Annotated in this window: 15 protein-coding genes; 5 read left to right on the top strand and 10 right to left on the bottom strand. The window is 70.0% G+C overall.

The window, feature by feature from the left end:
* Positions 1 to 28 precede the first annotated feature (28 nt).
* Entirely contained in the window at positions 29 to 1,291 is a 1,263-nt protein-coding gene (locus tag OG385_RS20390) for an LCP family protein (RefSeq protein WP_266856369.1), read from the top strand.
* A 111-nt stretch (positions 1,292 to 1,402) separates the two neighbouring features.
* On the opposite strand, the gene OG385_RS20385 is transcribed toward OG385_RS20390, so the two are convergent.
* Entirely contained in the window at positions 1,403 to 2,560 is a 1,158-nt protein-coding gene (locus OG385_RS20385; RefSeq protein ID WP_164261492.1) for an acyl-CoA dehydrogenase family protein, read from the bottom strand.
* A gap of 166 nt (positions 2,561 to 2,726) precedes the next feature.
* On the opposite strand from OG385_RS20385, the gene OG385_RS20380 reads away from it, so the two are divergent.
* On the top strand, positions 2,727 to 4,097 hold the full coding sequence (locus OG385_RS20380) for a UDP-glucose/GDP-mannose dehydrogenase family protein (protein WP_266856367.1): 1,371 nt from the start codon (positions 2,727 to 2,729) through the stop codon (positions 4,095 to 4,097).
* A gap of 113 nt (positions 4,098 to 4,210) precedes the next feature.
* Positions 4,211 to 4,573 (top strand): VOC family protein, encoded by a 363-nt coding sequence (locus tag OG385_RS20375; RefSeq protein WP_266856366.1) that lies wholly within the window; start codon positions 4,211 to 4,213, stop codon positions 4,571 to 4,573.
* 77 nt (positions 4,574 to 4,650) lie between these two features.
* Here the strand turns inward: OG385_RS20375 and OG385_RS20370 are convergent, their stop codons facing one another.
* The 3 genes from OG385_RS20370 to OG385_RS20360 are packed head-to-tail and all read right to left on the bottom strand — an operon-like array spanning position 4,651 to position 7,556.
* Positions 4,651 to 5,838, bottom strand: coding sequence for a dipeptidase (locus tag OG385_RS20370; RefSeq protein ID WP_266856364.1), 1,188 nt, complete (start codon positions 5,836 to 5,838; stop codon positions 4,651 to 4,653).
* A gap of 9 nt (positions 5,839 to 5,847) precedes the next feature.
* Positions 5,848 to 6,408, bottom strand: coding sequence for a 5-(carboxyamino)imidazole ribonucleotide mutase (gene purE, locus OG385_RS20365; protein WP_266856362.1), 561 nt, complete (start codon positions 6,406 to 6,408; stop codon positions 5,848 to 5,850).
* Positions 6,405 to 7,556: a 5-(carboxyamino)imidazole ribonucleotide synthase gene (locus OG385_RS20360; RefSeq protein WP_266856360.1), complete on the bottom strand. Its 1,152-nt coding sequence runs from the start codon at positions 7,554 to 7,556 to the stop codon at positions 6,405 to 6,407. The genes purE and OG385_RS20360 overlap by 4 nt, the downstream gene beginning before the upstream one ends.
* A gap of 149 nt (positions 7,557 to 7,705) precedes the next feature.
* Here OG385_RS20360 and OG385_RS20355 point away from each other — a divergent pair, with 149 nt between their 5' ends.
* Positions 7,706 to 8,191, top strand: a complete 486-nt coding sequence (locus OG385_RS20355) for a GtrA family protein (RefSeq protein WP_266856358.1) — start codon at positions 7,706 to 7,708, stop codon at positions 8,189 to 8,191.
* Between the two features lie 9 nt (positions 8,192 to 8,200).
* On the opposite strand, the gene OG385_RS20350 is transcribed toward OG385_RS20355, so the two are convergent.
* Positions 8,201 to 9,484, bottom strand: a complete 1,284-nt coding sequence (locus OG385_RS20350; protein ID WP_266856356.1) for an ATP-binding protein — start codon at positions 9,482 to 9,484, stop codon at positions 8,201 to 8,203.
* Positions 9,485 to 9,641: 157 nt separating this feature from the next.
* Positions 9,642 to 10,319: a response regulator transcription factor gene (locus OG385_RS20345; RefSeq protein WP_164261518.1), complete on the bottom strand. Its 678-nt coding sequence runs from the start codon at positions 10,317 to 10,319 to the stop codon at positions 9,642 to 9,644.
* A 463-nt stretch (positions 10,320 to 10,782) separates the two neighbouring features.
* On the opposite strand from OG385_RS20345, the gene OG385_RS20340 reads away from it, so the two are divergent.
* The gene (locus OG385_RS20340; protein WP_266856350.1) at positions 10,783 to 12,264 is read left to right on the top strand and encodes a peptide MFS transporter; all 1,482 of its coding nucleotides are present in this window, start codon (positions 10,783 to 10,785) and stop codon (positions 12,262 to 12,264) included.
* Between the two features lie 153 nt (positions 12,265 to 12,417).
* Here OG385_RS20340 and OG385_RS20335 read toward each other — a convergent pair whose 3' ends face one another.
* The 4 genes from OG385_RS20335 to OG385_RS20320 are packed head-to-tail and all read right to left on the bottom strand — an operon-like array spanning position 12,418 to position 16,770.
* Positions 12,418 to 13,836 carry a hypothetical protein gene (locus OG385_RS20335; RefSeq protein WP_266856348.1) on the bottom strand — a complete coding sequence of 473 codons (1,419 nt, stop codon included), beginning with the start codon at positions 13,834 to 13,836 and terminating at the stop codon, positions 12,418 to 12,420.
* Positions 13,837 to 13,850: 14 nt separating this feature from the next.
* Complete coding sequence (locus OG385_RS20330) at positions 13,851 to 14,993, bottom strand: hypothetical protein (RefSeq protein ID WP_266861027.1); 1,143 nt, start codon at positions 14,991 to 14,993, stop codon at positions 13,851 to 13,853.
* 2 nt (positions 14,994 to 14,995) lie between these two features.
* Positions 14,996 to 16,006, bottom strand: coding sequence for a hypothetical protein (locus OG385_RS20325; RefSeq protein WP_266856346.1), 1,011 nt, complete (start codon positions 16,004 to 16,006; stop codon positions 14,996 to 14,998).
* Positions 16,007 to 16,053: 47 nt separating this feature from the next.
* Positions 16,054 to 16,770, bottom strand: coding sequence for a peptidase (locus tag OG385_RS20320; protein WP_266856344.1), 717 nt, complete (start codon positions 16,768 to 16,770; stop codon positions 16,054 to 16,056).
* Positions 16,771 to 16,805: the final 35 nt, after the last annotated feature.

Genomic DNA, 16,805 nt, shown 5'->3' with positions numbered 1-16,805 from the left:
TACGCACCGTGACGGCACACTGGTCCACATGGACGACAGGGACCGCTACGGACGCGGCAGCGAGAACGCACAGCCCGACGGTGCTCGGGTCATGCCGCACGTGCAGCGTTCAACGCCACCCAGCCAGCGGCAGTACGGCGGGCAGCAGCAGGGCCAGGGCTACGACGGCGGGTACGACACCCCGTACGACAGTGGCTACAACACGGGCCAGGTCTACGGGCAGGGCGGCCCCTCGGGCCCCGGCAGCCAGAGAAGCCAGGGCGGTCAGGGCACCGGCGGCCCGCGCCCCACCGCACGTCCGGGTACCCCTCCGAACTGGCGCCGCCGCATCAAGATCGGCGCGCTGGTCCTGATCATCGCGATCCTCGGCACCTCCATCGGTACGTACTTCTGGGCCGACGGGAAGCTGCGCCGCGAGGTCGACCTCTCCAAGGTCATCGACCGCCCCGCATCGGGCAAGGGCACGAACTACCTGATCGTGGGCTCGGACAGCCGCGACGGCATGTCCGCGGCCGACAAGAAGAAGCTGCACACCGGCTCCGCCGAGGGCAAGCGCACCGACTCCATGATCATCCTGCACGTCGGTGACCACGGGGACACGATGGTCTCGCTGCCCCGTGACTCGAACGTCACGATCCCGTCGTACAAGGGCTCGTCGTCCGGCAAGCTCTACCCGAACACCGGCCGGCAGACGAAGCTGAACGCCGCGTACGCGGAGGACGGCCCGGAGCTGCTGGTGCGCACCGTCGAGTACAACACCGGGCTGCACATCGACCACTACGCGGAGATCGGCTTCGACGGCTTCGCGAGCATCGTGGACGCGGTCGGCGGGGTTCAGCTGGACATTCCGCAGGCGTTCAAGGACAAGGACTCCGGCGCCGACTTCCCGGCGGGCAAGCAGACCCTCAACGGCAGCCAGGCCCTGGCCTTCGTCCGCACCCGGCACGCCTTCGCGGCCAGCGACCTCCAGCGTACGAAGAACCAGCAGAAGTTCCTGTCGGCCCTGGCCTCCCAGACGGCCACCCCGTCCACGATCCTGAACCCCTTCAAGCTCTACCCGGTGATGGGCGCGGGCCTGGACACGGTGATCGTGGACAAGGACATGAGCCTGTGGAACCTGGCGTCCATGTTCTGGGCCATGAAGGGTGTGCAGGGCGGCGGCGACGGCAAGCAGATGAACATGCCGATCTCGGGCTCCACCGGCGGCAACCTGGTCTGGGACAAGACCAAGGTCAAGCAGCTGGTGCAGGAGCTGAAGGACGACGACACGGTGACGGTCTCGGGCAACTAGGGGCTGTCCGGCCCCGTCCGGACCGGCCGAAGACAGGGGTGAGCCCCCGGACCGCGGTCCGGGGGCTCACCCCTGTCCGATGGTGTGCGTGCTCGGGCAGCGCCCTGGCCGCTACGGCAGGTTGCGGGCCATCACGATCCGCTGGACCTGGTTCGTGCCCTCGTAGATCTGGGTGATCTTCGCGTCGCGCATCATGCGCTCCACCGGGTAGTCGCGCGTGTAGCCGTACCCGCCGAGGAGCTGGACCGCGTCCGTCGTGACCTCCATCGCGACGTCCGACGCGAAGCACTTGGCGGCCGCGCCGAAGAACGTCAGGTCGCCGTCGAGGCGCTCCGACTTCGCGGCGGCCGAGTAGGTGAGCTGGCGGGCCGCTTCGAGCTTCATCGCCATGTCCGCGAGCATGAACTGGATGCCCTGGAAGTCGCCGATCGGCTTGCCGAACTGCTTGCGCTCCTGGACGTAGCCCTTGGCGTAGTCGAGCGCGCCCTGCGCGATGCCGATGGCCTGGGCGGCGATCGTGATGCGGGTGTGGTCCAGGGTCTTCATCGCCGTGGCGAAGCCGGTGCCCTCCTCGCCGATCATGCGGTCGGCGGGGATGCGAACGTTGTCGAGGTAGACCTCACGGGTCGGGGAGCCCTTGATGCCGAGCTTCTTCTCGGGGGCGCCGAAGGAGACGCCCTCGTCGGACTTCTCGACGACGAAGGCGCTGATGCCCTTGGAGCGCTTGGTGGGGTCGGTGACGGCCATCACCGTGTAGTACTCGGAGACGCCCGCGTTGGTGATCCAGCGCTTCACGCCGTTGAGCACCCAGAAGTCCCCGTCGCGCACGGCCCTGGTCTTCATGCCCGCCGCGTCCGAACCGGCGTCGGGCTCGCTCAGGCAGTACGAGAACATGCCCTCGCCCTTGGCCAGGCGGCTCATGTACTTCTTCTTGAGGTCCTCGGAGCCCGAGAGGATCACCGGGAGTGAGCCCAGCTTGTTCACGGCCGGGATCAGGGAGGAGGACGCGCAGACGCGGGCCACCTCCTCGATGACGATGACCATGGCGAGCGCGTCGGCCCCGGCGCCGCCGTACTCCTCGGGTACGTGGACGGCGTGCAGGTCGGCGGCGGTCAGCGCGTCCAGCGCCTCCTGCGGGAAGCGGGCTTCCTCGTCCACCGCGGCGGCGAAGGGTGCGATCTTCGCCTCGGCCAGGGCGCGGACCGAGTCGCGGAGCATGTCGTGCTCCTCAGCCGGGCGGTACAGGTCGAAATCGGGCGAACCTGCCAAGGTCACTCACTCCCCAAAGATGCTAACTACCGTTAAGTAACCCGATTTTAGGGGCTGCCCGCCCCCAGGGATACGTGAGCTGCACGACAGGGGTAGGGCCAGGCATCGAACGGCCCGACTATGCTCGGGCGCGCACCCGATCCCGTACGCCCCCTGGAGCTTCCTGATGGCCCTGAAAATCACCGTGATCGGTACCGGCTATCTCGGTGCCACCCACGCCGCGGCCATGGCTGAGCTGGGCTTCGAGGTGCTCGGTCTCGACATCGTCCCCGAGAAGATCGAGATGCTCTCGCAGGGGCGCGTCCCCATGTACGAGCCCGGTCTCGAAGAGCTTCTGCAGCGGCACGTCGCGGGCATCGAGGGGGCGACCGGACGGCTGCGCTTCACCACCTCGTGGGAGGAGGCGGGCGAGTTCGGCGATGTGCACTTCGTGTGCTGCAACACCCCGCAGAAGCACGGCGAGTACGCCTGCGACATGTCGTACGTCGACAACGCCTTCCGCTGGCTCGCACCGCATCTGAAGGCGAACGCGCTGGTCGTCGGCAAGTCGACCGTGCCGGTCGGCAGCGCGGCCAGGCTCGCCGGGATGCTCCGGGATCTCGCGCCCGCCGGTGAGGGTGTGGAGCTGGCGTGGAACCCGGAGTTCCTGCGGGAGGGCTTCGCCGTCAAGGACACCCTGCACCCCGACCGGATCGTCGTCGGTGTGGAGAGCGTGGGGGCACCTCCCAGCGGTAGCTGGGGGAGGGCCGAGAAGCTGCTGCGCGAGGTGTACGCGGGGCCGGTGGGCGAGGGGTCCCCGTTCGTGGTGACCGACTTCCCCACGGCCGAGCTGGTGAAGACCGCCGCGAACTCCTTCCTCGCCACGAAGATCTCCTTCATCAACGCGATGGCCGAGGTCTGCGAGGCCGCCGACGGTGACGTCGCGAAGCTCGCGGAAGCGCTCGGGCACGACGAGCGCATCGGCAAGAAGTTCCTGCGGGCCGGGATCGGCTTCGGCGGCGGGTGTCTGCCCAAGGACATCCGGGCCTTCATGGCCCGCGCGGGCGAACTGGGCGCCGACCAGGCGCTGACCTTCCTCCGCGAGGTCGACTCGATCAACATGCGGCGCCGCGGCCACATGGTGGAGCTGGCGCGGGAGGCCGTGGGCGGCGGCTCCTTCCTGGGCAAGCGGGTCGCGGTGCTCGGCGCGACCTTCAAGCCGGACTCGGACGACGTACGGGACTCCCCCGCGCTGAACGTCGCCGGCCAGATCCACCTCCAGGGCGGCCAGGTCACGGTCTACGACCCCAAGGGCATGGAGAACGCCCGCCGCCTCTTCCCGACGCTCGGCTACGCGGAGACCGCGCTGGACGCGGTACGGAGCGCGGACGTCGTCCTGCACCTCACGGAGTGGCGCGAGTTCCGCGAGCTGGACCCGGCGGCACTGGGCGCGGTGGCCTCCGAGCGGATACTGCTGGACGGCCGCAACGCACTGGACCCGGTGGCGTGGCGGGAGGCCGGCTGGGTGTACCGGGCGATGGGACGCCCGCGGGCCTAGGTTCTTCCGGAAGCCGAAACTCCCTCGTGGTCCGTCCGCCCATGGGGGAGCATGAGGTGGCCGTTACCGGTCGAAGGTGTGGGCCGGTAGTCAAACCGACCGGGGAGATCACCATGGCCGTAGCCAAGCTCGGCGCCGTCGTTCTGGACTGTCCTGACCCAGCCGCGCTCGCCGCCTTCTACGCGGCGGTTATCGGCGGCACGGTCGAGAGCAACGACCCGGAGTGGGTCAGCCTCACCGGCCTTCCGGGCACACAGCTCGACTTCCAGCGGTCACCCGGGTTCGTACCGCCGCAGTGGCCCTCGGACGACGCAGCGCAGCAGTTCCATCTGGACCTGACCGTCGAGGATCTGGACGCGGCCGAGCAGCAGATCCTGGCGCTGGGCGCGAAGGCGCTCGACGCGGCGGACAGGTCGCGGACCTTCCGGGTGTACGCGGATCCCGCCGGGCACCCGTTCTGCCTCTGCGCCTGCTGAGCCCGGGGTCGGCTGCTGCGTAAGGCTGTTGCGTACGGCTGGGTCGCGCGACCCAGCCGTACCGCGTCAGGCCCGGCTCAGCCGTCCAGCTCGGCGAGGGTCGCGTTGGACGGGCCGCGCTCGGCCTGGAGGCCGCGGGCCACGTCCTCCGCCGCGCGCAGCACCCGTACCGCGTTCTGCCAGGTCAGCTTCGCCAGGTCCGGCTTCGACCAGCCGCGGGCGATCAGCTCACCGATCAGGTTCGGGTAGCCCGCCACGTCCTCCAGGCCCGCCGGGGTGAAGGCCGTGCCGTCGTAGTCGCCGCCGATCCCGATGTGGTCGACGCCCGCGACCTCACGCATGTGGTCCAGGTGGTCGGCGACCGTCGACGCGGTGGCCATCGGGCGGGGGTGCGCCTCCTCGAAGGCGCGCTGGACCTTCAGCCCCGCGGGCGTCGTGTTCAGGTGGTGCAGCCCGTGGGTGCGCATGTTCTCGTCCGCGCGGGCGGTCCAGGCGACCGCTTCCGGGAGGATGAACTTCGGGACGAACGTGGCCATCGCGATGCCACCGTTCGCCGGGAGCAGCGCGAGGACGTCGTCCGGGATGTTGCGCGGGTGGTCGCAGACCGTACGGGACGAGGAGTGCGAGAAGATCACCGGCGCCGTCGACGTCGCCAGCGCGTCGCGCATCGTGGACGCCGCCACATGAGAGAGGTCCACCAGCATCCCGGTGCGGTTCATCTCGCGGACGACCTCGTGGCCGAAGGCGGTCAGCCCGCGGGCCTTCACGACGTCGGTCGCGGAGTCCGCCCAGGCGATGTTGTCGTTGTGCGTGAGCGTCATGTAGCGCACGCCCAGCGTGTGCAGGGCGCGCAGGGTGCCCAGCGAGTTGTTGATGGAGTGGCCGCCCTCGGCGCCCATCAGGGATGCGATGCGGCCCTGGCTCCTGGCCTTCTCCATGTCGTCGGCGGTCAGCGCGCGGACCAGGTCGTTGGGGTAGCGGGTGAGCAGCTGGTCCACGACGTCGATCTGCTCCAGCGTCGCGCTGACCGCGTCCTCGCCCGCCATGTCGCTTCGGACGTAGACCGACCAGAACTGCGCGCCGACGCCGCCCTTGCGCAGCCGGTGCAGGTCGGTGTGGAGGTGGCCGGTCTGGTCGCGGGCGATGTCCAGCGCGTCGAGGTCGTACCGGACGTTCTCACGCAGCGCCCAGGGCAGGTCGTTGTGGCCGTCCACGACCGGGTACTCGGCGAGCAGGTCCAGCGCCTCGGTGAGGTGATTGCTCATGGGAACCGCCTACTTTCCGAATCCGAAGGTCTCCGCGCCCGCCGCCCTGGCGCGCAGCCGGGTGCCCTTCTCCGTCGCTTCGTCGTTCAGCTTCTGCTGGAACTCCCGCATCTTGTCCTGGAGTCGCGGGTCGGACGCGGCCAGGATGCGGACGGCGAGCAGCCCCGCGTTGCGCGCGCCGCCCACCGAGACCGTCGCCACCGGGACGCCGGCCGGCATCTGCACGATGGAGAGCAGCGAGTCCATTCCGTCCAGGTACTTCAGCGGCACCGGGACGCCGATGACCGGCAGCGGGCTGACCGAGGCCAGCATCCCCGGCAGATGCGCCGCTCCCCCGGCGCCCGCGATGATCACCCGGAGCCCCCGGCCGTCCGCCTGCTCGCCGTACGCGATCATCTCGCGCGGCATCCGGTGGGCGGAGACGACATCCACCTCGTACGCCACCCCGAACTCGTCCAGGGCCTTGGCGGCGGCCTCCATGACGGGCCAGTCGGAGTCCGAGCCCATCACGATGCCGACGACGGGGGCCCCGGAAGCCGCAGGGGCCGGGGAAGCTGACGGAGAGGTCATTCGGTGATCGTCCCTCGCAGGTATCCGGCGGCATGACGGGCGCGTTCCAGTGCGTCGTCGAGGTCGTCGCCGTAGGTGTTGACGTGGCCGACCTTGCGCCCCGGCTTCACGTCCTTGCCGTACATGTGGATCTTGAGCTGGGGGTCGCGGGCCATGCAGTGCAGATAGGCCTGGTACATGTCGGGGTAGTCGCCGCCCAGGACGTTGCACATGACCGTCCAGCGGGCGCGCGGGCGCGGGTCGCCCAGCGGCAGGTCCAGGACCGCGCGCACGTGGTTGGCGAACTGCGAGGTGATCGCGCCGTCCTGGGTCCAGTGGCCTGAGTTGTGCGGGCGCATCGCGAGCTCGTTGACGAGGATGCCGGGCGTGCCGTCGGCTCCCCGGATCTCGAAGAGTTCGACGGCGAGGTGGCCGGTCACATCCAGCTCGGCGGCGATCCGCAGGGCGAGCTGCTGGGCCTCGCCCGCCAGCTCCTCGCTGATGCCGGGGGCGGGGGCGATCACGGTGTCGCAGACCCCGTCCACCTGCTGGGACTCGACCACCGGGTAGGCCACGGCCTGGCCGTGCGGGGAGCGTACGACGTTCGCCGCCAGCTCCCGTACGAAGTCGACCTTCTCCTCGGCCAGCACCGGGACGCCCGCCTTGAAGGGGGCTTCGGCGTCCGCGAGGGAGCGTACGAACCAGACACCCTTGCCGTCGTAGCCGCCCCGGACCGTCTTGAGGATGACCGGGAAGCCGCCCACCTCGTCCGCGAAGGCGACCGCGTCGGCCGGGTCGGAGACGATGCGGTGGCGGGGGCAGGGGGCCCCGATCGCGGTGAGCCGCTCGCGCATCACCCCCTTGTCCTGCGCGTGCACCAGCGCGTGCGGGCCCGGCCGGACGGGGATGCCCTCCGCCTCCAGGGCGCGCAGATGCCCTGCGGGCACATGCTCGTGGTCGAAGGTGATCACGTCGCAGCCGCGTGCGAAGTCGCGCAGCGTGTCCAGGTCGCGGTAGTCGCCGATGACGACTTCGCTGACCACCTGGGCCGCCGAGTCCTGCGGGGTGTCACTGAGCAGCTTGAATTTGAGGCCGAGGGGGATACCCGCCTCGTGGGTCATCCGGGCGAGCTGTCCGCCACCGACCATGCCGACTACGGGGAACGTCACGTACCCCAGGGTATCCGCAGCCCCGTAGCCCGCATGCCAGCACGTCACAGCCTTGACCGGGCACCCGAACGGAGCACTGGCTAGCATGGGCGAGTTGACGGACTCGACCGACCGTTGACTCACTCGACCGAACGGGGCTATCGACCACCATGAGCGATTCCGGCGGGATGCGGACGCGGGTGCAGCGGCTCTGGCGCGAGGTCGCCAAGTTCGGCGCGGTGGGCGCCCTGGGCCTGCTGGTCAACATGGCGGCGTTCAACCTGCTCCGCCACACGACCTCCCTGCAGGTGGTACGGGCCAGCGTGCTGGCGACCGTCATCGCGGTCGTCTTCAACTACGTCGGCCTGCGGTACTTCGCCTACCGGGACCGTGAGAAGAGCGGCCGGGCCCGGGAGATGGGGCTGTTCCTGCTGTTCAGCCTGGTCGGCGCGGTCATAGAGAACGGGGTCCTCTACGCGGCGACATACGGCGCCGACTGGAACTCCCCGCTGCAGAGCAACTTCTTCAAGTTCCTCGGTATCGCCGTCGCGACGCTCTTCCGCTTCTGGTCCTACCGCACCTGGGTCTTCCGGACGCTGCCCGCCCGGGAACCGGCAGCCCCGTCTCCCGCCCTGGTCGAGGCCGGCCCGGAGTAGGTCTCCCCGTCACCGGATCGTCGGCTGCGGGTCCGGGGCGCTGTTCTGCTGCGGCGGGTTCTTCGACACCCGGCTCAGGAAGAGCGCGAAGACCGGAGGGTGCTGCTGGAGCATTTCGAGCCGTCCGCCGTCCGCCTCCGCCAGGTCACGGGCCACGGCGAGGCCGATGCCGGTGGAGTTGCGGCCGCTGATGGTCCGCTCGAAGATCCGCGCCCCCAGGTCGGGCGGCACACCGGGCCCGTCGTCCGTCACCTCGACGACCGTCTGGGTGCCGGTGACCCGCGTACGGACCGCGACGGTGCCGCCACCGTGCATCAGCGAGTTCTCGATCAGGGCGGCCATCACCTGGGCCACCGCGCCGGGCGTGCCGATGGCCCGCAGCCCGCGCTTCCCCGACCGTACGATCGCGCGCCCCGCGCTGCGGTACGCCGGGCGCCACTCCTGGAGCTGCTGGGTGACGACCTCGTCCAGATCGAAGGTGACGGCGGAGCCGGTGCGCGGGTCGCGGGAGTTGGTCAGCAGCCGCTCCACGACGTCCGTAAGCCGCTCGACCTGGGTCAGCGCGATGGTCGCCTCCTCCTTCACCGTGTCCAGGTCCTCGGTGAGGGTGATCTCCTCCAGCCGCATGGAGAGCGCCGTCAGCGGCGTACGGAGCTGGTGCGAGGCGTCGGCGGCCAGCCGGCGCTCGGCGGTCAGCATCCGGGTGATCCGCTCGGCCGACGAGTCCAGCACATCGGCGACCCGGTCCAGCTCGGGAACCGCGTACCGCTTGTGCCGGGGGCGCGGGTCGCCGGAGCCGAGGCGTTCGGCGGTCTCGGCGAGGTCGGTGAGCGGCGAGGTGAGCTTGTTGGCCTGGCGTACGGCGAGGAGCACCGCCGAGATGATCGCCAGAAGGGCCACCGCGCCGATGATGAGCAGGGTGCGGCCGACCTCGCGGGTCACGGTGGAGCCCGCTTCCTCGACCGTGACCTCCTCGCCGTGGGCGCCGGTCGCCCTGGACCGGATGACGTTGCCCTGCGGTTCGGTGCCGAGCCTGACGGTGTCCCGGCCGGGGATCTTGATCACTGCGTAGCGGTGGGCCTCGACCTGATCGTGCAGGACCGACCCGGTGACCCGTTCCTTGCCGACGATCCGGCTCTCGACGATGCTCGCGAGGCGCAGGGCCTCGGAGTCCACGCTCTCCTGGGCACTGCTGCTGATGGTGCGCGTCTCGACGATGACGAGCGAGACGCCGAAGACGGCGATCACGACGAGTACGACGGCGAGCGTGGAGTTGATGAGTCGGCGGCGCATGCGCCAAGTGTCGCAGTCGGCGCCCGCGGGGCCGGGGCGGTGCGCCCTCGGGGCCGGGTGGCTGCGGGTGCCGGGGCGGGCCGCACCGGCGACGGCCCGGCCCGCGGCCTCAGCTCTTCTCGGGCTCAGCTCGCCTTGGACTCAGCTCGTCCTGGACTCAGCTCTTCTCGAAGCGGAAGCCGACGCCCCGCACGGTGGCGATATAGCGCGGGTTCGCCGCGTCGTCGCCGAGCTTCTTGCGCAGCCAGGAGATGTGCATGTCGAGCGTCTTGGTGGACGACCACCAGGTGGTGTCCCAGACCTCGCGCATCAGCTGGTCCCGGGTGACGACCCGGCCGGCGTCCCTGACCAGGACCCGCAGCAGGTCGAACTCCTTTGCCGTGAGCTGGAGTTCCTCGTCGCCCATCCACGCGCGGTGCGACTCGACGTCGATCCGTACGCCGTGGGTGGCGGGCTGCGGGGCGGTCTCGGCGGCGCCGCGCCGCAGCAGGGCCCGTACCCGCGCCAGCAGTTCGGCGAGCCGGAACGGCTTGGTCACGTAGTCGTCGGCGCCGGCGTCCAGGCCGACCACCGTGTCGACCTCGTCGGCGCGGGCGGTGAGCACCAGGACGGGCACGGTGTGCCCGTCGGCGCGCAGCCGTCTGGCCACCTCCAGGCCGTCCATGCCGGGCAGGCCCAGATCCAGGACGACCAGGTCGATCCCTCCTTGAAGGCCGGCGTCGAGCGCGGTCGGTCCGTCTTCCCGCACCTCGACCTCGTAACCCTCCCGACGCAGTGCGCGGGCCAGCGGCTCCGAGATGGATGCGTCGTCCTCGGCGAGCAGTACACGGGTCATGAAGGTGATGGTAGACCGCGACGGGTCGTGCTCGTGAGGTGATCGCGAAGGGCTGCGGCTCTGGGCGGCCATACGTGTTGTTACCTTCGATACAGCGGCCGGTTCCTGTCTTCACCTGTGATCCATGTCTCAACCCCTTTCAAATGCCGCAGCTGCCTCTTTATGGTGGCGAGACGCCTGTTGCAGTACTTCGGGTTCTTTGGCCTGCCATGACGCGCTAAAGACCTCTTATTCTGTGCGCGGTTGGCACTCCGGCCGCGTGGACAGTGAATGACCTAGCGGCCGGGCCCTGTGTGCGAGGAAGCGCGCGGGGCGTGGATCCCTGTGTGGTCTCCCCCTTCGGTACGGAATACATCCGGCTGGCCCCTCAGGCGTGGGGCGGGGACGGACCATGCCGGTGCCGGCCACCCCCCACCGGGCGCGTCACCGTTCTGCGATGCGTCCCGAAAAGCAAGGAACGACCATGGCGTCAAGCCTGACGAAGGCACCGGAGACCCCGGAAAAGACCTTCTTCGGACACCCCCGCGGCCTGGCACCGCTCTTCATGACGGAGATGTGGGAGCGTTTCAGCTTCTACGGCATGAGGGCTCTGCTCCCGCTGTACCTGGTGTCCAGCACCGGTCCGCATCTGAGCGCCGCCACCGCCACGGCGATCTACTCGATCTACCTGGCGATGGTCTACCTGCTCACCATGCCGGGCGGCTGGTTCGGCGACCGTGTCTGGGGAGCCCGCAAGACGGTCACCATCGCGGCCTCGATCATCATGGTCGGGCACCTCACCCTGGCGCTGCCGGGCACGGGCTCGTTCTTCGCGGGTCTGGCGCTCGTCGCGTTCGGTTCCGGGCTGCTGAAGGCCAACATCTCGACGATGGTCGGGCACCTGTACAAGGGCCCCGACGACCCGCGCAGGGATGGTGGCTTCACCGTCTTCTACATGGGCATCAACATCGGTTCCTTCTTCGCGCCGCTGGTCATCGGTACGGTCGGCGAGAACGTGAACTGGCACCTCGGCTTCGCCCTCGCGGCGGTCGGTATGGCGCTGGGCCTGATCCAGTTCCTCATCGGCACGCGCCATCTGAGCGAGCGCAGCAGCGTCGTCCCGAAGCCCCTGTCGGCGCAGGAGCGCAGCTCGGTCCTGACCAAGGGCCTGATCTGCCTGATCATCGCCGCGGTCTTCTACGGCATCGTGGTCTTCAGCGGCGCCTTCACCCAGAACTGGGCGCTCTACCCGATCACCGTGCTCGGTCTGCTCATCCCGATCGGTGTCCTGGTGCGCATGAAGCGCGACCGGGAGCTGTCCGGCCTTGAGCAGAAGAAGATCTCCGGCTACATCTGGTTCTTCGTGGCCGCGGCCGTCTTCTGGATGATCTACGACCAGGGCGGCTCCACCATGTCGCTCTTCGGCGAGGACTCCACGACGAACAGCCTGCTCGGCTTCCACTTCCCGACGTCCTGGTACCAGTCGGTGAACCCGGTCTTCGTCATGGCGCTGGCCCCGGTCGTCGCCTGGATCTGGCTGGCTCTCAACAAGAGGGGCAAGGAGCCGAGCACGGTCGTCAAGTTCGTCTCGGGTCTCTTCCTGATCGGCGTCTCCTTCTTCGTCTTCATGCTGCCGCTGATGTCGACGACGGACGGCTCGAAGGTCAGCCCGATGTGGCTGGTGGCGATCTACTTCGTCCAGACCGTCGGCGAGCTCTGCCTCTCCCCGGTCGGCCTCTCGGTAACCACGAAGATGGCTCCGGCCAAGTACGCCAGCCAGATGATGGGTGTGTGGTTCCTCGCCGTCACGGCCGGCGACTGCGTCACCAGCCTGATGTCGCTCTCCGGGGTGAACCTCAACAAGTCCGGCATGGTCGGCCTTGAAGCGGCGCTCGCGGTGGTCGCGGCCATAGCCGTCTGGATGTACCGCGGCAAGGTCAAGGAGCTCATGGGCGACGTCCGCTGACGCGGTCCGTACCCGCTCCATCCGTACGCAGGCCCCGCCGCACCGGTCAGGTGCGGCGGGGCCTGTGTCGTACGCGCCGAGCCTCCGGGGCCTGTCCCCCGTACACCGGGCCCTCACCGTGACGGCGGCGGGCCCGGTGCCGTCACGGCCGGGTCAGCGGGTGCCGCGCAGCCTCCTCCACGGGGTGAAGGTGAACACCGCGCCGCCCAGCAGGATCACGGTGCCGGCCACCAGGCCGAGCGCCCGCAGGGCGCCGTTGTCACTCGCACCGGTCTCGGCGAGGCCACCGCTGGTGCTGGTGCTGCCGCCCGAGCCGCCCGTCGCCGTGCCGCCGGTGGTCCCGCCGGTCGACGTGCCGCCCGACGCGCCGCCCGGCTGGGCCGACGTGTCCAGGTTCAGTGAGACAGCGACGTTCGCCGGCGGGGTGCAGGTGGTGGTCGTACCGAGCGCCTTGACCGTCAGTACGCCGGGGCTGAGCGTCGTCTTGCCGCTCGCGCCCGGCTTGTACGTGCCGGTGAGGTCGGGGATCTCGATGGGTGCGCCCGACTTGATGGCCGACTTGTTGGCCGGGCCCACCACATGGACCGTGCCCTTGTCGGAGCCGCCGAGCTTGACGTCCATGGACGGGACGACCGAACCGGCGGGAATGTCGGCCGGGCTGTCCATCACGGACTTGCTGAACTTCACGGTGAGGCCGTAGTCCCCGCCGCTCTTCTTCGCGTTGATCTGCACCGGCGATGTGGCGTTCTTGTCGCCGATGGGTGTCTTGCAGGCGTAGGCGACGGAGACCTGCTTGCCGGGAAAGTCGGTCGCGCCCCCGGTGCCGCCCGTGGTGCTGCCGCCGGTGGTGCTCCCACCGGTGCTCGTACCGCCTGTGGTCGTCCCGGCGGTGGTCCCGCCGGTGGTGGTCCCGCCGGTGGTGGTCCCGCCGGTGGTCGTCCCGGCCGTCGTACCGCCCGTGGTGGTCCCGCCGGTGGTCGTCCCGGCCGTCGTACCGCCGGTGGTCGTACCGCCCGTCGTGGTCCCGCCGGTGGTGGTTCCGCCGCCGTCCGTGACCTTGATGGTGGCCGACGACTTCACCGTCTCCTTGGGCGAGCACTTGGTGTCCGTGGAGATCGGCTTGCTGACGTTGATGTTGTACTTGTCGGCCGTCAGCGTGACGTCCCCGGCCTTGGTCAGCTTCAGCTTGGCCGTCATGTCGGAGAGGACCATCGGGGCGCCCTTGGGAATGGGCGGGTTCGTCCGGGGTCCCTGCATGGCGAGATCCGCTGTCTGCGCCCCGCCGACCTTGATCGTGCCGGTCGGCTGCACGGTGTTGGCGTCCAGATCGAGGATGTCGGGGTTCTTGGAGGCGGCCGAGACCGTCTTCCACACGACGTCGACCTCGTCGCCCACCTTCGCCGTGGCGGGCGCCGTGATCGCCACCTCGGTCGTGCCCTCGATGGGCGGCAGCCCGGAAATCGCGGGCGGTATGCACTCGGTCTTGTACGAGACGTCCGCGGCCTGGGCAGGGCCCGCGGCCAGCATGATCCCCGCACCGCCGAGCATCAGCGCGAATCCTGCCGCGCTCATCCTCCGTTGTCTGATCACGAGTTTCCCTTCGTCGTCGGGTGCTTCTCAGCCGGGTGGTTCTCAGACAGGTGTTTCTCAGACGGGTTGTTCTCAGACGGTGCGGTGTCCGGGGTGAACCACGGCAGAACCGTGGTCGTAGAGGGGTGCGTCCCGTCGCCGGGCGGTGCCGCCCGCTCGGGCCTGCGCAACGCGGGCATTCTCAGGGTGAGTCCGGGCAGCAGCGCGTTCCGGTGGCGGCCGGCGCCACCGGCCGTACCGCGTGCGCCCCGCGGCCTGACCTTGTCGACGATCGCCATGCCGATACGGAACACGGCGGCCGGTACGACCACGCAGAGCAGCAGCCAGAAGAACGTGACACCCCACGGGCGCCCCACCCCCCAGGGCTGCTCGACCAGCACCTTGCCGGCGTACTTCACCGCGACCTGGTAGTCGCCGTGGGCGCCGGCCGACAGTTCGGCATCCAGTCTGATCTGCGCCTTCCTGCCGGGTGCGACCGTGCCGTGCCACTGCCGGTCCTCCCACTGCGGGGCGAACACGCCGTGCGAGGTGCCCAGCGAGAAGAGCGGGTCCTTGACGGGCGTCGAGCCGAGATTGCCGACGGTGAACACGATGGTCCGGCCGGGCGGCGCCCCGAACCAGGTGAGGACTCCGCTCGACCCTTCGAGCCGGGCGTCGGACAGCACCGCCAGCCTCCCGGGCGGGGGCTTCGGCAGAGCCGCGACCGGATGCCCCGCGACCTTGAACACCACGTCGGCCGCGGCCTGTTCACCGGTCACGGTCGCGATGTGCACCACGCACGGGCAGGGTTTGGGCGGCTCGGCCACCGGCAGCTTCTTGCTGAAGCCGCCCTTGGAGTCGGTGGTGACGGCGCGTCCCTCGGAGTTGGCGCAGGAGTTGGTGCCGCCGATCACGCCCCGGGCCGGGGTGGCCTGACCGCAGATCAGCATCATGAGCAGCGCGTCGGGGCGCCAGCCCGTGCCCTTGACGGTGATGTCGCCGCCCTTGCCCGCCTGCTGCTGGGAGAGTGTGGCGCCCGGCTTGCCGGCCGCGGCGGCGCCGGTGGCCGGGGCCAGGACCAGGGCGGGGAGCAGTGCCAGGAGGAAGGCCAGGGCGGCCCCCCAGCTCCCGAGGGCCCGCAGCCAACGGGCGGGTTCGATCTTCACGTTGCCGCTCCCGCCGTCGCCGGTTCGCTGTCGGTGTACGTCATGTCCCTGGTGCTGCTGTCGCCTTCGTACGGGTCCGGTCCTGAGCCCGTCCCCGTTCCCGTTCCGTCTCCCTTGCCGCGGAGGCGTCTGCGCCGTACGGCGAACCAGCCGCCCGTACCGGCGAGCACCAGGACCGCGGCCCCCGCCAGGCGCCACCACGGCACGAACACCGCCGACGCGGACCCCGTCCCGTGCGCTCCGCCCCCGGCCGTGACCGCGAGGTGCACGGACGCCGAATCGAGCGCCGGCGGATGCGGCCACTTCTCCGTGAGCTGTGCGCGCCGTCCGGGCAGCAGTTCCACCGGCAGCGTGCGCCCGGTGATGTGGTGAGCGCCGCTGATGGGTCCTTCGGTGCGTATGTCGAGGTGCGGGGTGAGGGCGGTGTTGCCGCGGTTGACCACCGTGTAGTGGATCAGCCCCCGGCCCTTGTCGATCCGGACGTCCTCGACGGTCAGCGCCGAGAGCGTGGGCCCGCTCACCCGCAGCTGCACCCGCACCCCGGTCTCATGTCCGCCCGCCGCCGCCACGATCGCGGCCGGGTGGTCACCCGGTTCGGCGGTGGTGGGGACGGTGACGCTGAAGGGGACCCGGGCGCTGGTGCGCGCCGGGACCTTCACCGTGCGGGCGGCCGGGGTGATCCAGCTGTGGTCCGTGGCGCGGAGCGCGGACCCGCCGGATGCCGTGTTGTACGCCTCGGCCCCCCGCAGCCGTACGGTCACGGCCTTCTTCCCCGGGTTGGTCAGCGCCAGGGTGTCCTCCAGGACGGTCCCCGGTGCGCCCTCCAGATAGAAGTACGGGCGGCCGTCGGCGCTCGGCCTGGTGCCGGCGCCGGACGCGGGCGCCGCCGTCCAGCCGGGTCCGCCGGCCGCCGGCTCGGCCGCGGCCGCGGGTACGAGCGCGGGCACGGCGGAGCAGAGCAGTACGGCAGCCGTGAGCACGGCGGAACGGATGTTGCGCGTGAGCATGAGAGAACTCCCTGTTGCTTGGACCGCCTCCCTGGTCCCGGCAGGTGTCAGGCGGACCGCTGGCCCCGCCGGGTCAGCCACAGCACCCCCGCGGCCCCGCTGAGCAGCACGGTCCCGCCGAGCGTGCCGAGCGCCATCGTGGAGTCGAGCGGCCCGGTCTTCGGCAGGCTGCCGCCGGTGCTCTGCGACGAGCCGGAGCCACCGCTCGTACTGCCGCCGCCCGTCGAGCCGCTGCCCCCGCTCGTACCGCCGCCGCCCGATCCGGCGACCGTCAGTTCCAGTGAGGGTTTGGGGCTGTTGGACGGAGTGCAGGTGGTCGTCGTGCCGAGCGCCTTGATGGTCAGCGTCGACGCGGTGAAGGTGACCTTGCCGCTCTTCTTGGGCGTGTAGGTGCCCGACAGGTCACTGATCTTGATGGGTGAGTTGGCGGGTATGGCCGCCGAGTTGGTGGCTCCCGATACCGGGACCGTCCCGCTCTCGGCGCCGCCCAGCTTGATGAGCGCGCTGGGCTTCATGGCGCCCTTGCCCAGTTCGACCGGGCTGGACGAGACGCCCTTCTGGAAGGACATGGTCAGGGTGTAGCCGCTGCCGCTCTTGACGCCCTTGATGTCGATGGGCGAGACGGCTCCTTTGTTTCCGATCGGCGTTTTGCACTGGTAGTTGACGTCCACCACGTCGGCCTGGGCTGCCGGTGCGGTCATCAGCACCACCGAGCCCGCGACGGCCGCCGCCAGCGCAAACGCTGTCCGCTTCTGGTACGACACCTCGAAACCCCTTATGCCGGATGCCGCCGCTAAGT

Source organism: Streptomyces sp. NBC_01306, assembly GCF_026340465.1.
Lineage (GTDB): Bacteria > Actinomycetota > Actinomycetes > Streptomycetales > Streptomycetaceae > Streptomyces.
The sequence above is the reverse complement of the archived record's forward strand: the minus strand, read 5'-3'. Positions and strand labels throughout refer to the sequence as shown.

Coding starts and splice junctions, on each gene's coding strand:
- OG385_RS20375 (WP_266856366.1), top strand. CDS start 4,211: ATGGCCGTAGCCAAGCTCGGCGCCGTCGTTCTGGACTGTCCTGACCCA.
- OG385_RS20345 (WP_164261518.1), bottom strand. CDS start 10,319: ATGACCCGTGTACTGCTCGCCGAGGACGACGCATCCATCTCGGAGCCG.
- OG385_RS20355 (WP_266856358.1), top strand. CDS start 7,706: ATGAGCGATTCCGGCGGGATGCGGACGCGGGTGCAGCGGCTCTGGCGC.
- OG385_RS20350 (WP_266856356.1), bottom strand. CDS start 9,484: ATGCGCCGCCGACTCATCAACTCCACGCTCGCCGTCGTACTCGTCGTG.
- OG385_RS20380 (WP_266856367.1), top strand. CDS start 2,727: ATGGCCCTGAAAATCACCGTGATCGGTACCGGCTATCTCGGTGCCACC.
- purE (WP_266856362.1), bottom strand. CDS start 6,408: ATGACCTCTCCGTCAGCTTCCCCGGCCCCTGCGGCTTCCGGGGCCCCC.
- OG385_RS20370 (WP_266856364.1), bottom strand. CDS start 5,838: ATGAGCAATCACCTCACCGAGGCGCTGGACCTGCTCGCCGAGTACCCG.
- OG385_RS20390 (WP_266856369.1), top strand. CDS start 29: ATGGACGACAGGGACCGCTACGGACGCGGCAGCGAGAACGCACAGCCC.
- OG385_RS20335 (WP_266856348.1), bottom strand. CDS start 13,836: ATGAGCGCGGCAGGATTCGCGCTGATGCTCGGCGGTGCGGGGATCATG.
- OG385_RS20325 (WP_266856346.1), bottom strand. CDS start 16,006: ATGCTCACGCGCAACATCCGTTCCGCCGTGCTCACGGCTGCCGTACTG.
- OG385_RS20340 (WP_266856350.1), top strand. CDS start 10,783: ATGGCGTCAAGCCTGACGAAGGCACCGGAGACCCCGGAAAAGACCTTC.